Origin of the sequence: Halorubrum laminariae (genome assembly GCF_024494655.1) — an archaeon.
GTDB classification, from domain to species: Archaea; Halobacteriota; Halobacteria; order Halobacteriales; family Haloferacaceae; genus Halorubrum; species Halorubrum laminariae.
Genome location: NZ_JANHDL010000010.1, coordinates 20,451 through 32,936, shown reverse-complemented (window position 1 = coordinate 32,936; position 12,486 = coordinate 20,451). Strand labels below are relative to the sequence as shown.

Genomic DNA, 12,486 nt, shown 5'->3' with positions numbered 1-12,486 from the left:
ATTACTGGATCCCTCGATCAAACTCCATACCGCGTTTGTCATTCGATGTGTTCGCTGACGGCTCGCCCGGGTCGTTCTCGGTTCTGCGGTACGACGGCTTACCGCTGCCCTGATCTTCATTGTCTCCTCGCGCGGCTGCTTTCTGGGCGACAGCTTGCCCTGCGGCCGCTTTCGGCCCCCACCGGGCGGCAGTCGTCGCGACGCCAGCACCACCGACGTAGGCTCCAGCAGCGACACCGCCGACGAGTGCCGCCCCTTTCGTAGCACCACCGACGACCTTGGCAGTCAGCGGAGTCGCGTATTTGAACGTCTTCCACGTGACATAGAGGGCAATCAGGGGTAGCGAGACTGCTACCAAGTACTTCAGAAACGCGCTATTTGGAGCAATTGCATCTTGCGAGTAGAGCAAATCGTATCCTTTGAACACTACTGCTGCCGGGAGGGGAAGAACTGCGAGCGGGACGAACCGTTTGGTAAATCCCATCGCGATATCGGAGAGAACCGGGATATTGCCGTAGCCAAGTGCGAACGCTATCGGCATTCCATACACGTAGACGTAGAGGAGAATCTCTCGAATGAAGTACAGTGCCTCCAGGGCCCACATCGAGAGACCGCCGAGAAGGGCGAATACGAGTGCAAGCCCGGGATTCGTTAGAGAGACTTCGAGGAAATTGAGCATCGCATCACCTAGTGAACTGAGACTCGGCATCAGAGCAATCGTGAATCCATCCACTATGTAGAGGCCCAGAATACTCACCCAGTACCAGCTGATAATAAGGAACGCTCCAACCCAGGCGGTCTTCTTCGTCCGTCTAGATTCGTATGCACTCCCGAGATTGAAAATCCGGATCGTGTGCCGTCCTTGGACGCACATCAAAAGGAGGAGCAACGAAATCAGCATGATCTCACCGCCCACCAACGCATCTCGGATTGCCTGCCAGGGAGTGTTGATCGGGTCGCCGAAGATAAATGCCCCATCCGTCTCAGGCGTCGGCGTGCCAAACATCTCCTCTGTCAGAGTCTCGTAGCCAGCCGTCAGCCCCTCCATGAAGAGGCTAATGACCCAGTCGACGGCGTCTTTGAACCCCTCTAAGAAGACATCAATCAGGTCAACCATGGCTACGCCTCATTGATGGTGATATCACAGCTGTCAGACTCTGTTGAAGCCGAATACTGGATAGTGTACGTTTTCGAAACTTGATTTGCTCCAACCTGGGTTTCGAGGATGAGGTCGAACTCCCCGCTCTGTTGTTCGTCCGTGCAGGATGTCCCCCCGCCCGGGACGAAGGCGAACGGCGACCGAGAACTGTAGATCGTGATTTTCTCGCCAGCGGTTATGACAACTTCGTCAACCTCCGTATCCGCATCCGCATCGTATATCCCACTCACGTCCTCGTTGGCAGCATAGTTCGTGCCTTCTTCGTCTGAGGGATACGGCACGTCCCCAATGAAGAGTAGTTTCGTTATCGCCTCTGGACCACTGCCCTGATTCTCAACCGTCACGAATGCTTCTTCAGCTATTTCGTCGCTTGGCCCGTCCCACATCTTATCGGGCTGATTTCTTCCGATTCCCATCTCCACAATTCCAAGATCCGGCTGGATGGGAAGTGAGGTTTCGACGATGGTCTCATCGCCCTTCAATGCGAGCACGCGGTACTCACCGGGTGCGTAAGCGGTCCCAATTTCGAACGAAACCTGCTGGGAGCCTGTGGCGACTTCGCGCTGTCCGAGCAGTTCCCCGTTCGGTTGAATGAGGTTGATCTGATCGACGTCGGCTTCCGCAGTGAGTTCGATGACGAGAGTTGTTCCATCGACGGCAACGCGCTTGAGCGTATTCTGGCCGTCTGGAGCGCCATTGCCATCATTGGGCGTCTCGGTATTCCCACCGTCGTCGAGACAGCCGGCAACGCTAGCAAGCGCAGCGCCGGCGACTGTTCGGAGGGCGGTACGTCTGCTGAGTGAGTTGTGTCGAGTCATGGATTGCTGTCGAAGATGTCGTCTGGGCCGAGCATCCGTAGGAGGTGGCGTCCCGCGTAGAACATCACGATGAACGGGATGAGCTGCCAGCCCACCTCGACGAGGAACGCAAACCAGCCGTCGATGGTTCCGAGCGGATGCCAGCGAGCAGTCGCTGTATCGCTCACGTACGCCGGGTCATGCCCGAGCCACGAACCCGGATGGTAGCGAGCCGTGTAGATGCCCGGTTCATCGATGGTTACAATCGCCACCCCCGAGGCATTGGTCTCGACGCGCTGGTCCGCGACCGTGATGTACCCGTTCCGGGTGGTGCCACCGATCGGATATTGACGGCTCTCGTCGAGCGTGATCGGTGCGCCGGTTTGATTGTCGCGAAGTTCGAACCTGAGCGTCGCTTGCGACTGATTCTGCTTGATGACTCCGACAGTGAGATTGCTGCGGCGGAGCTGCCGCTCAGAGCCCCTGTCTGGCTCAGCAATTGAGGCATTCACTCCGCGAACTATGCCCGCTACCTGGAGGGCCTCACGGTCGACGTTCTCGGCTCGAACGGCGACGCCATACGTCGTCGTGTACGACTGGTTGACGATGTCGATGTTGATGTTCTCACCGATGGTCCCGACCGGTGACGGGCTGTCAGTCCCCCAGGTATCGATGAGTTCTGGGCCGTCTCGAACCGGCTCGGCACGCGGGCCGATCCGCGAGGGATACGCGTGGACGGAGACCGGGATTGCGTCAGACTGGACGGTCGCACTAGCAGTCCGATTCGACCGAACGAGCGTATCCCAGTTGGTGTTCCGAGCCGTGTAGAACCGCCAGACGCCACGAACCCGTGCCTCACCACCTTCTGTGAGCGTGTATCCCTGCCACGGACGGGACTGGAAGATGGCTACGCCAGCGTCGCCGTTCGGATACTCGGCGTAGTAGGGGGACGCCGAGAGGTCGTAGATCTCGACGGCGATCGAATCGGAGACGTTCCGTGATTCCGTCCGGTAGGTGACGTCGACGTCCGTCCGGTCACCCAGGTCGGTCCTGACAGTCTTCTTCAGCCGGATGCTGATCTCCGCTTCCAGCGTGAGATTCGCACTCCAGTCATCCTCGATCTGGTAGTCGAGGGCCGGCGTATGGGTTCCATCTTGCGTTGCGATGGTCTCGCTGTCCTTCTTCAACCGGACCTCTTCGATTTCGTGCTCCGTGAGCGACCACTCGATGGTCGTGTTGCCGGAGGAACTCCCGTTGGGTACGCGAACGCGGTAATCAACGAAACCGCGCATCGTTCCATTCGGTGCGATGTACAACGGTGTCTCTCCGGACTCCAGATGCCCCCGCGTGGAGGGCTGGACCCCGAAGATCGTTGCGTGGGCATCCTCGATGAAGAGCCCATCCTTAAGGTCCGCGTGCGGTGGATGGACGGAAGTATCTGCCCCGCCAGCATCGAGATCCTCGAAATCGTTCCGCGTCCACGTCGCCGCGGTCTCCGGCGGCCGTTTGAATGTGATGTCTGTCCCATTCGCGACTTGGTGGACGGCGGAGCGATTTTCGCCGTATCGCTGGCGGTACTCTTCCTGGCTGATGTAATTGTCCACATCGCGAGACCACAGCGTGGCTGACTCGTTTTCTGTGAGACCGTTCCCCTCCGTCCCCGGTCGCGGCGGGTCGGCTGCGACGATACCCGTGACTAAGCTCGTCACGAGCAAGCCGACCATGAGCACGGAGAGCTCTCGGTGGGACATGGGGCTCACGACGGGGACTGCAGGGTGTTTACCAGGGGACGAGATCGACGCACTGTGCCAGTGGAAGGCCCATCATCGACCCGGCAACGGTATACAGCGGGCCGAGGACAACGAGGACGACCGCGGACTTCATCGCGGAGCGCTTGTGCCGCTTGAGGCCCTTCTTCTGCTCGGGATTGAGGGTGAACATCTCGATGAGGGAATCGGCCTGCCAGACGATCGCGAGGCCGACGATCCCCAGCGCGGTTGTCAGCTGGAAGAATCCCTCAATCATACTTGGGAGGTTGTCCGCGCTACAGACAGCGTTGTCCTGAGCGGCAACTGGCTCGACAGCGAACAGGCCCAGGAAGACGAACGTCAGCGCGGCCTGTCTGGGAATCCTGCCCGTCAGTAGTGACTCGGTGTCGGTGCGACGTTCAGAGTCGGAGGGGATCTTGTCCTGTGACATAGCGGGTCAATCATCAGTAGCGTCTCCAGCCGTTGGCTGGTTCTGCTGCTCTTCGACGAGCGACTGGAGGTCGTCGAATCGGTTTGTGTCCTCGGCAATCTCTTCGAGCGTGTAGCCCTGCTCGCGGGCCCGTTCGAGGAGGTCGCGGAGTTCATCGGGATCAACACCGCGGACTTCCATTTCCTCGCGGAGGGCGCGGCGATAGAGGGCGGAGGCGTTGATGTGGTCGTTCCACATCAGGTACAGATCATCGATGTCCTCGATGGTGACTGACCTCGTAATCATACATGTGGGTATGGGTATGCACCGGCTGAGTCCCGGTACATGTTGGCGCGGTAGCTGGATAATACCTAAATGCTTTCTGGCTATCAAGTGGTTAATATTGTTGGATAAATTATAAGCGAATTACTGGTTCATGTCGCGGAAAAAGACTTAACCAACAAACCGGAGAAAAGTGAGGGGCTGTTGGTTAAGAGTGAGCGCCAGCTCGCTTACTCGAGTTCCACGACTTCTCCACTTCCTTCGTCGAGGATTTCTCGCACCTCAGTCAAGAGCTCCTGACCTTCCTCGTGGAGTGCCGTGCCTTCATCGAGGTCACACTCGTCCGCGTCGAGCTGTTCAATGATCTCCTTGACGCGGCTCAGCCGGTCGTGGATTTCGGAATCTTTTGCCATGCTTAGATCACCCCCAGCCAAAGCCCCGTGATGACCAGCAACAGCAAAAGCAGCACAGCGATCGCGACCTTATAGTAAATCGGTGGGAGGCCCTCGGATGCGCTCGCCTCATCGACTGCTTCGGCGAGTTCTTGTTCGTGTTCGTTCTCCTGCTGGAAGGTCTCATACGCGGCAACGAGTTGCTGCTCCAGCGGCTCGATCTCACCTGCAAGGAACTCTTGGCGGGAGTTCACGATGTACTCGCCGGCGGCCGTCGGCGTGATCGTCGCGACGTCCGCCACCTGATCCGCGATGAGTCGGTCATCAGTGTGTCCAATCGCGGTGACCACCGGGGTATTCGCGGTGAAGATCGCCTCCGCGACCCGCTCGGTGTTGAAGGCTTGGAGGTTCGAATCGCTCCCACCGCCGCGGCCGACGATGATCGCGTCGACGTCCTCCGAGCGGTCGAGATTGTGGATGCCGTTCGCGATGGACGTCGGTGCGTTCGACCCTTGGACGGTTGCGTCCTTCACCACGATGTTGACGGTGGGGTCCTGCTCGTGAATCGCGTTCTGGATGTCGTACCGGGCGTCCCCTCGGAGGGACGTGACGACGCCGACCCGCTCTGGGAACGCCGGTGGTTGCTGTTTCTGTTCGTCCTCGAACCAGCCACGCTCTTCGAGTTCGCTTCGCAGTCGCTCGACGGCGGCTGCCTGGTCGCCGTCGCCGGCGACGATTACTTCCCACGGTTTGAGGTCGATTTTCCCACCTTCGACCCAGTAGTCGATATCGCCCTCGAGGATGACCTCGGTGCCGTCTTCGAGCTCGGCGTCCAAATTCCGGTAGCGGTTCGCCCAGATCATACAGGGGAGCTCGGCGTCACCGTCGGTGAGCGTGAAGTAGAGCGCCGTACTGTTCTGGTGGAGGTCAGTGACTTCTCCGATACAGCGGACACCGTTGAGGGCAGGCGTGTCCTCGATGACCGATGCAATCCACTCGTTCAGTTCCTGTACTGAAAGAACATCCCCGGAGCGGACTTCATCTACCTCGCGTTCAGCATCGGCCATCGATCCGACTTAAAACGTGGTTAGGAGAGGCAAAAATGTAACCCCTAGTGGCAGCGATTCCGATTACCTGTTTCGAGTCCCCAAATCAGTCCAGAAATCCGAGATCCTTGAGCTGGCTTTCGATCTTCGTGAGGGCTTGTTCGGCGTCATCAAGTTGCTTGCCGCCAGTGATGACGAGCTTCCCACTGCCAAAGAGGAGTGCGACGACGTCCGGATTGTCGAGCCGGTAGACGAGTCCGGGGAACTGTTCGGGTTCATATTCGATATTTTCAAGCCCCAAGCCGATAGCAATGGCATTCAAATTGAGTGTATGGTCGAGATCGCCACTTGAGACGATATTCTGGATTTCAATCGCTGGCGAGGCAGCGACATCGACGCCCAACTCGCGGAGTTCCTCGAAGACGTGCTCAAGGGCCGTCGTGACGTCGTCAACGCTTTTCGCACCTGTACAGACGACTTTTCCCGATCGGAAGATGAGTGCTGCGGCTTTTGGATCGTGCATCCGATACACGAGACCAGGGAAGTTATCGGGATCGAAGTCGGTCGCCCCTAGGTCTTCGGAGAGCGTTTCAAGATCGAGTTCCTGGTCGATATCGGACGATGCAACCACGTTCTCAACTTGAATTGACTCGGTTGTGACACTCATAGCTCTACCTTCCAGTCACGAGCATCTTAAAACAGGGAGTGAATTCGAGCGGCGGGATGGTTCGTTCCGAGCGACCTAGAGATCGCGGGGCTGGACAGTTTTCCGATCGTTTGCCTCGGAACGCCGAGCTGCATCTTCGAGCACTTCAGTTACCTCGTCATCCAGCGCCTCGTAGAAATCCGCCGAGACGTTGTGGTCGTTGAGCGCTTCTTTGACGGCCGATTTGACGATCAGGTCTGCCATACTCAGTCGGTGTTCGTTTGTCCTCTGTATAAATATACAGGTATCTGATCCGGCTTCTGTCGAGGTCTCACTGCCGTACGAGGGACAACAGACATTTGACTCAGGGAGACATCTCAGGAGCCAAGAGTATGCACGACTTGACCGGCTTCCAACGCGACCTCCTCTACGTGATTGCTGGCCTCGACGAACCCCACGGCCTCGCTATCAAGGAGGAACTCGAGGACTACTATGAGAAAGAGATCCACCATGGTCGCCTCTATCCGAACTTAGATACGCTCGTCGAGAAGGGTCTCGTTGAGAAAGGCGAGAAGGACCGACGGACGAACGTTTACACACTCACTCGCCGCGGCCGTCGTGAAATCGAAGCCCGCCGTGACTGGGAGCACCAATACGTCGACTCCACAGACTCTAATACCGCATAGCCTTCCTCGGCGATGATGTCGTATTCACAAGCTTTGTATCATCCGCACGGAGTCATACAACTGATACGATGCCCTCCACGTCGCCACCGGACGAATCTTCGACGACACGGCGCCGACTTCTCTCAGTCCTTGGAACGACTTCCATCGCGGGTCTCGCTGGCTGCGCTGAACGGTTGCCAGGCACGGGACCATCGAATGCTGATACCCGGAGCACTGTCGCGTCACGGAAGAGGCCAATACTCGATTCAAGCGCTTGTTCTGGCGCATGGGTGTCTGCAAGTGCAATCTCAGCACCCTCCAGCAGTGCTGCGTCGGGTGCTTCATCCGCGGGCAGGTAATTGAGAAATCGGTCGGCGTCCTGGATCGCGTGAGTGGTCTCTCGGTACTGGTCGTATTCCGTCAGTGAAACACGTCCGATCGTCGTCGCTCGGTATTCGTTCCCTTCGGCAGTCACACAGGCGACTTCCGTGAGATCACGAATCGCGCGATCGACAGAGGACCGCGAGAGGCGAAGCGCGCTTACCAGCTCCGGCTTCGTCGCTGGAGAATCACAGAGTGATCGCAATACTTCACTCCGATTCTCGAGAATCGCCTGAAATCGATCGTCGTCAGCTGTCATTGCGCATTAGTATGGTGTCCTGTACGTAGCGGTCAGCTGTTCATCAGTACACACCGATTCAGCTCTGTTGAAATCCTCAACGGTCAACATATTCTGGCGGAGGTCGTTAAGTACAGAGTTCTGAATAACGGCTAACTGTTCCTGTGAGACACCACAACGTCTAACTTCTGATGTTCAGTTGGTTGAATATGACCGACATGACCCAAAAACTCACATCCCGTCTCCTTGCGTGGAACTGGGATGCGTGGAATCATCCACATCGAGCGATAATACTGACGCCTGTCTTCATACTTGTTGGCGGCGCGATAAGCATCCTCCTCTCAATTCAACTGGCACATGATGGATTCACGATTTGGCCTGACGGAACAATGACAATCACATTCACCCTTAGTGCTTTGTTCATCGGATATATTGTGCTCGCACTTATCGACTGACCACTACGTTAGGAAGTCCTATCGATACACTCGCACACCTACTAAGTGGGGGATTCATCCCAACAATAATGAAATTAATCGCCTTGTGAACTGTTCTATGACTCCATAGGCGCACCGTCAAACAGAAAACGTATGACTCGTAAATACGGTAGTTCTGAATGGATATGTCCCTGAAAAAGGTCCTCGCCGTGTTTGGTTTCGTACTGCTACTCGGCTATTGGCTGCGCCGACGAACTGCCTCCACCGATGACACTGCTGATCGAATGCCGAACGGGAGCGACGCGTAGTCTACCGCAACTCTCCAGATTCAACGGCCACCAATTACCGGCTCTATCGTCTGTGTTCTCGGGGCAGAAAAACCTACAACCAATGGGACACGTCGGTAACCTATGTCCCCCGCGTTCCCCCTCATCGTCGCCCTCGGCACGATCCTCATCTTGGTCGTGTTCATCGCCGTCGGCGTATGGGTTGCCCTCGATGCCCGCGCTCGTGGAGATTCACATCCTCTCTTCTGGGCCGTCTTCGCGCCACTATCCGGCGTTCTCCTCCTCTACTACGTTGGCTGGTGGCGCCGCAAACACGACCGGGAACAGCCACCGTCCCGACGAGAACAGTATGCGGCCGTCGTCGCCGTCGCTGGCGTGGGCGGCTTCCTCGTCTCCGCCGTGGTGCTCCCACCCGATCCCATCTCGCAGATGCTGTACTGGCCAGTCGCGTTCGCCGTGTGCCTCCCGGTCGCGTACTGGCTGATTGGTCGGCGCCAATCCACGTCCCAGCTGACGTCGTGACCTTCTCACTCCCCAGCCACAGCCGCGGAGGACGCTGCCGGTGTAGGAACCGAGATTCGAACGGTGCGGACAAGATTTTTGCGAGGCTCCGAACAAGTACGGTCGTATGGATCACGAGACGTTCCTCGCCATCCACCGATACGGGGCTGGCATCTCGGTGGTGGCTGGTCTGCTTGCCCTCCTTGCGGTGGTGGTCGGCGGGCCGATCGCCTTCCTGGGGCCGCCGCTCGCCTTCATGGCTCCGCTCGGCATTCTCTACTTCGTGGGTGGGGTACTCGAAGCGTCCGGTCGCCACCGGATCGTGGGCGAGGAACTGCTCCGGGGCATCGTCTGGTACGGTGGGAGTTTGCTCGCGTGGGCAGTGATCCTCAGCGAGACGCCGGCGTTGCCGACGACCCCGTGGACATTCCCCGGCCTGCCCATCGTCACCACCGCCGGTCTCGTTGGCCTCCTGGTGGGGATTCGATCGTGGACCGGCCTCGACCTTCAGGCGCAAACTCCCGGCGGGTCGCTCTTACACCTCGTCGGCGGGAGCGTCCTCGGGGGCTTCCTCGTGCTGTACGCGATCCTCGCCCAAGGACGATCGATACTCTTGCTCGTACTCTACGCGGGAAGCCTCGTCGTCGGATGGCACCTTTGGCGAAATCACTGGGGCTCAGCAGAGGATCAGTCATCGTCGTAGCGGCCTCAAGTGGCACAAATGGCACACGGACCCTCCTATGTGTCACGAACCGGTACGCCCCTCTGAGATTGTATTGACACCCCGCACAGCGAGATATCCGACGGCGAACGAGATCGTCCCGATGACGACAGCTGCAAGTGCGGACAACCCAAGCGAGACCGGATCGAATAGAAACGCGAGCTTGCCAGCAAACGTGTGGCTCGACAATCCGAGAAACGCCCATTCAGCGAAGAAGCCGATATAAGCGCCGAACACCGTCACCCACGCGCCGATCAGACTCCCACGTCGATAGCCAATTCCCGCTGCCGCGACGGCGCCGACGAGCGTCGCATCCGAAGGGAGGAAAACGACGCCACCATCGACGCTGAAGCCGCCGGTCGCATACATTACGAACGTGCCGACAGCGACGACGGCCGCGATCAGCACGTCAAGCCGGCGTTCGAAGCGTTCTGCGAACAGAATTGAGTGGAGGGCTTCGCGCATACTGAGAGTCTTGCCCACATCCCTACAGGTGTTTCGGCACCTGACGAGTGGCGGTATCGCACAGTTCCAACATCAACAGCACCGAATGAGTGAATCGATTGGTTGGTGAGCCACGAATCGCTCAGTTCAGCCATCTTTTTCCTCGTCGGGTTCGCGCAGAGCGCGAACCGCTCCTCGCAAAAACACGGCTGAAAAAGGCCGAGCGCTCCGCGCTCGGTGAACCGTGCTCACTCCGCTCGCGCGGATGCTCGCGTTCAACTCGCACATCTGCCGATCGGCTGATCCACTCAGACAGTCCGGAAATCAACAACCCGGGGAACAGTACGATGACACCCTGCACCCGAACACCAAAGACCCCACCACGAAAATCCCGGGGTACGATGCCCTCCCTGCTCGAACGACTTCTCGGCAGCGACACGCCGGACGAACAGGTCGACCTCGAATCACGACAACACGACGCCGACGAGACGCTCCGAACAGCCGTCGAACAACAGGGGTACGCCGTCGAGGACTGTGGCGTAACCGGTGTCGCGGTCGTCAACGAGGGGCCGGACGGCGAGCCGGTCGTCGTTCCCATCGCGCGCTTCTCACTCGGCGAGGACATCGAGACACCCGACAAGGACCTCGTCTGGGACCTTGTCGGCGAAGCCGCGAGTGCCCTCCAGGCGCCCTTCGACGACGTGTTCATCCGGCACTACGACATCCAGTTCACCTTCGACGGCGACGAACTCTTCGAGGCCGAGACGTGCCGCCGCGTCCTCCTCACCGACTCGCTCGTCGACCAGTACGCGACGGAGCCCGAATTCTCGCTGTCGCAGCTTCGTGACCCCGTCCTCGCGGCCGACGATATCGACGACGAAATCGCACCCGTCGCCTGGGGCGAGTGCCGCGACTACAGCCAGACCGACGACGCCGCGATCGTCGTCGGTGGGGCGGCGGCCGTGGCCGGTGCGAGCGCGAGTGCAGCCAGCTGTGCCGGAGCTGGAGCTGCGGCCGGCGGCGGAGGCGGTGCGTGTTGACCGACCCGGCTACGTGAGGAACAAGAGGAAGTATCCAAGCAGTAGTCCCACGACCCCGATAAGGACGCCCGCGATCGACGTTTTCGCCATTCGTCCGACCGTCGCTATCGGTGAGCCATCGGAGACGACGATCGGATCGAGTCCTGATCTGTCAGGCGTGACGCGGCCGACCACCGTGATGTCCGCGCCGACTGCAGCGCGCTGTTCACTGTATCGCCGCGTCCCCAGTGAGAGCGTACGTGCAAGCGGTGCGAGAAATCCGGGTGGGTGCTGCCACCGCGTCGACGCCGGGATCGCCTCGTGGTCGCGTTCGAAGGTGGCAATTCGTTCGGTCGGTTCGGCAGTGGCACGCGTCGTCTCCACAACGTGAGACTCGAGTGCGACTGTCTGCACGGGCTCATCAACGGACACGGAATCAGTCTCCGTTCGAACGGTAAACGGAACGGCTGCTGTCGCCTCGTAAACCGTCACGTACCACGGGAACAGGTAGAGGAAGGAGAGTCGTCGTTCCTCGATTTGGTAGCGTAATGCGACGCAGTCGACGCCACTGAACGGAGCGACAAGGACATCGTCATCGCTCGCTGTGACGGTGCCGGCAACTCGAACGAGTGCATTAGGAGAGACGTCATCGAGTGTCTCACGGTCTGTCGCGCGGAGGACGGCGGTCGCTCGCCAGATGTACCGTCCACTCGCAAGGAGTACGATTCCGCCGATGAGGAGCATCGCACCGCCGAAAAACGTCGTCACAGATAGACCACCTACGAGGGCCATACGCGTGACACGAACTGCTCAAGTCCACCGGTTTGGCTCTGTCGATTTTCTCTCTCCAAGACTTGTTCTGGCGGAACGAACCTGGTGAAGAATTTATCGCTCAGTACGAGCGCAAGAGATAATGGATAGTGAACGTAAGAGCCAATATGGGAGAGTCAGACGACCTCACTGAATCCGAAATACGGTATGCCGTAAGAGATGGGGTATTTAGGGGCGGATGGTCCATCCTTTCGGCCATTTTCTGGACGATACTGGCTGTGTTCACGGTTCTTGTTGGCCTCCAAGCCGTCCAAATAGCAGTCCTTCCAGCTACAACCGGTTTTACTGCCATCGCCTTTGCTGCTATCGGGTTACTCATCACCGGCGCTAGCACCTATCTTCTCTATCTCCTCCACTGGGACTAGGAATAAATCATACTCCCATCCCCCACCTAGCGAATCTCCGCACTCGATTCAGGTATCGAGGACGGCGATGAACCCGAGCGCCCCAAGACCTCACGAGTCT

18 protein-coding genes are annotated in these 12,486 nt (G+C 58.5%); 6 read left to right on the top strand and 12 right to left on the bottom strand.

Features of this window, described 5'->3' with window-relative positions:
• Nucleotide 1: 1 nt before the first annotated feature.
• The 9 genes from NO887_RS14285 to NO887_RS14245 form a co-directional block, all read right to left on the bottom strand.
• Nucleotides 2–1,117 carry a TrbL/VirB6 family protein gene (locus NO887_RS14285; RefSeq protein WP_256418929.1) on the bottom strand — a complete coding sequence of 372 codons (1,116 nt, stop codon included), beginning with the start codon at nt 1,115–1,117 and terminating at the stop codon, nt 2–4.
• A 2-nt stretch (nt 1,118–1,119) separates the two neighbouring features.
• A complete protein-coding gene (locus NO887_RS14280) occupies nt 1,120–1,977 on the bottom strand; it encodes a hypothetical protein (RefSeq protein ID WP_256418928.1) in 858 nt (285 codons plus the stop codon).
• Nucleotides 1,974–3,707, bottom strand: coding sequence for a DUF8186 domain-containing protein (locus NO887_RS14275; RefSeq protein ID WP_256418927.1), 1,734 nt, complete (start codon nt 3,705–3,707; stop codon nt 1,974–1,976). Before NO887_RS14275 ends, NO887_RS14280 begins: the two co-directional genes overlap by 4 nt.
• A 28-nt stretch (nt 3,708–3,735) precedes the next feature.
• Nucleotides 3,736–4,155, bottom strand: a complete 420-nt coding sequence (locus tag NO887_RS14270) for a DUF7985 family protein (protein WP_256418926.1) — start codon at nt 4,153–4,155, stop codon at nt 3,736–3,738.
• 6 nt (nt 4,156–4,161) lie between these two features.
• On the bottom strand, nt 4,162–4,440 hold the full coding sequence (locus NO887_RS14265) for a hypothetical protein (protein ID WP_008364407.1): 279 nt from the start codon (nt 4,438–4,440) through the stop codon (nt 4,162–4,164).
• Between the two features lie 206 nt (nt 4,441–4,646).
• On the bottom strand, nt 4,647–4,829 hold the full coding sequence (gene xseB / locus NO887_RS14260) for an exodeoxyribonuclease VII small subunit (protein ID WP_256418925.1): 183 nt from the start codon (nt 4,827–4,829) through the stop codon (nt 4,647–4,649).
• Nucleotides 4,830–4,831: 2 nt separating this feature from the next.
• On the bottom strand, nt 4,832–5,875 hold the full coding sequence (xseA, locus tag NO887_RS14255; protein WP_256418924.1) for an exodeoxyribonuclease VII large subunit: 1,044 nt from the start codon (nt 5,873–5,875) through the stop codon (nt 4,832–4,834).
• 85 nt (nt 5,876–5,960) lie between these two features.
• Nucleotides 5,961–6,521, bottom strand: coding sequence for a TATA-box-binding protein (locus NO887_RS14250; protein WP_256418923.1), 561 nt, complete (start codon nt 6,519–6,521; stop codon nt 5,961–5,963).
• A gap of 75 nt (nt 6,522–6,596) precedes the next feature.
• Entirely contained in the window at nt 6,597–6,764 is a 168-nt protein-coding gene (locus tag NO887_RS14245) for a DUF1931 domain-containing protein (RefSeq protein WP_256418922.1), read from the bottom strand.
• 128 nt (nt 6,765–6,892) lie between these two features.
• On the opposite strand from NO887_RS14245, the gene NO887_RS14240 reads away from it, so the two are divergent.
• Nucleotides 6,893–7,186: a PadR family transcriptional regulator gene (locus NO887_RS14240; protein ID WP_256418921.1), complete on the top strand. Its 294-nt coding sequence runs from the start codon at nt 6,893–6,895 to the stop codon at nt 7,184–7,186.
• Nucleotides 7,187–7,238: 52 nt separating this feature from the next.
• On the opposite strand, the gene NO887_RS14235 is transcribed toward NO887_RS14240, so the two are convergent.
• Nucleotides 7,239–7,805: a hypothetical protein gene (locus NO887_RS14235; protein WP_256418920.1), complete on the bottom strand. Its 567-nt coding sequence runs from the start codon at nt 7,803–7,805 to the stop codon at nt 7,239–7,241.
• 188 nt (nt 7,806–7,993) lie between these two features.
• On the opposite strand from NO887_RS14235, the gene NO887_RS14230 reads away from it, so the two are divergent.
• The 3 genes from NO887_RS14230 (at nt 7,994) to NO887_RS14220 (ending at nt 9,709) form a co-directional block, all read left to right on the top strand.
• Nucleotides 7,994–8,239 carry a hypothetical protein gene (locus NO887_RS14230; RefSeq protein ID WP_256418919.1) on the top strand — a complete coding sequence of 82 codons (246 nt, stop codon included), beginning with the start codon at nt 7,994–7,996 and terminating at the stop codon, nt 8,237–8,239.
• A 389-nt stretch (nt 8,240–8,628) separates the two neighbouring features.
• On the top strand, nt 8,629–9,027 hold the full coding sequence (locus NO887_RS14225; RefSeq protein ID WP_256418918.1) for a hypothetical protein: 399 nt from the start codon (nt 8,629–8,631) through the stop codon (nt 9,025–9,027).
• A 106-nt stretch (nt 9,028–9,133) separates the two neighbouring features.
• On the top strand, nt 9,134–9,709 hold the full coding sequence (locus NO887_RS14220; RefSeq protein WP_256418917.1) for a hypothetical protein: 576 nt from the start codon (nt 9,134–9,136) through the stop codon (nt 9,707–9,709).
• Nucleotides 9,710–9,751: 42 nt separating this feature from the next.
• On the opposite strand, the gene NO887_RS14215 is transcribed toward NO887_RS14220, so the two are convergent.
• Nucleotides 9,752–10,192, bottom strand: a complete 441-nt coding sequence (locus NO887_RS14215) for a hypothetical protein (RefSeq protein WP_256418916.1) — start codon at nt 10,190–10,192, stop codon at nt 9,752–9,754.
• 380 nt (nt 10,193–10,572) lie between these two features.
• Here NO887_RS14215 and NO887_RS14210 point away from each other — a divergent pair, with 380 nt between their 5' ends.
• Nucleotides 10,573–11,211, top strand: a complete 639-nt coding sequence (locus tag NO887_RS14210; RefSeq protein ID WP_256418915.1) for a hypothetical protein — start codon at nt 10,573–10,575, stop codon at nt 11,209–11,211.
• Nucleotides 11,212–11,220: 9 nt separating this feature from the next.
• Here NO887_RS14210 and NO887_RS14205 read toward each other — a convergent pair whose 3' ends face one another.
• Nucleotides 11,221–11,958, bottom strand: coding sequence for a hypothetical protein (locus NO887_RS14205; RefSeq protein ID WP_148291004.1), 738 nt, complete (start codon nt 11,956–11,958; stop codon nt 11,221–11,223).
• A gap of 170 nt (nt 11,959–12,128) precedes the next feature.
• On the opposite strand from NO887_RS14205, the gene NO887_RS14200 reads away from it, so the two are divergent.
• A complete protein-coding gene (locus tag NO887_RS14200) occupies nt 12,129–12,386 on the top strand; it encodes a hypothetical protein (protein WP_008523607.1) in 258 nt (85 codons plus the stop codon).
• Nucleotides 12,387–12,486 lie beyond the last annotated feature (100 nt).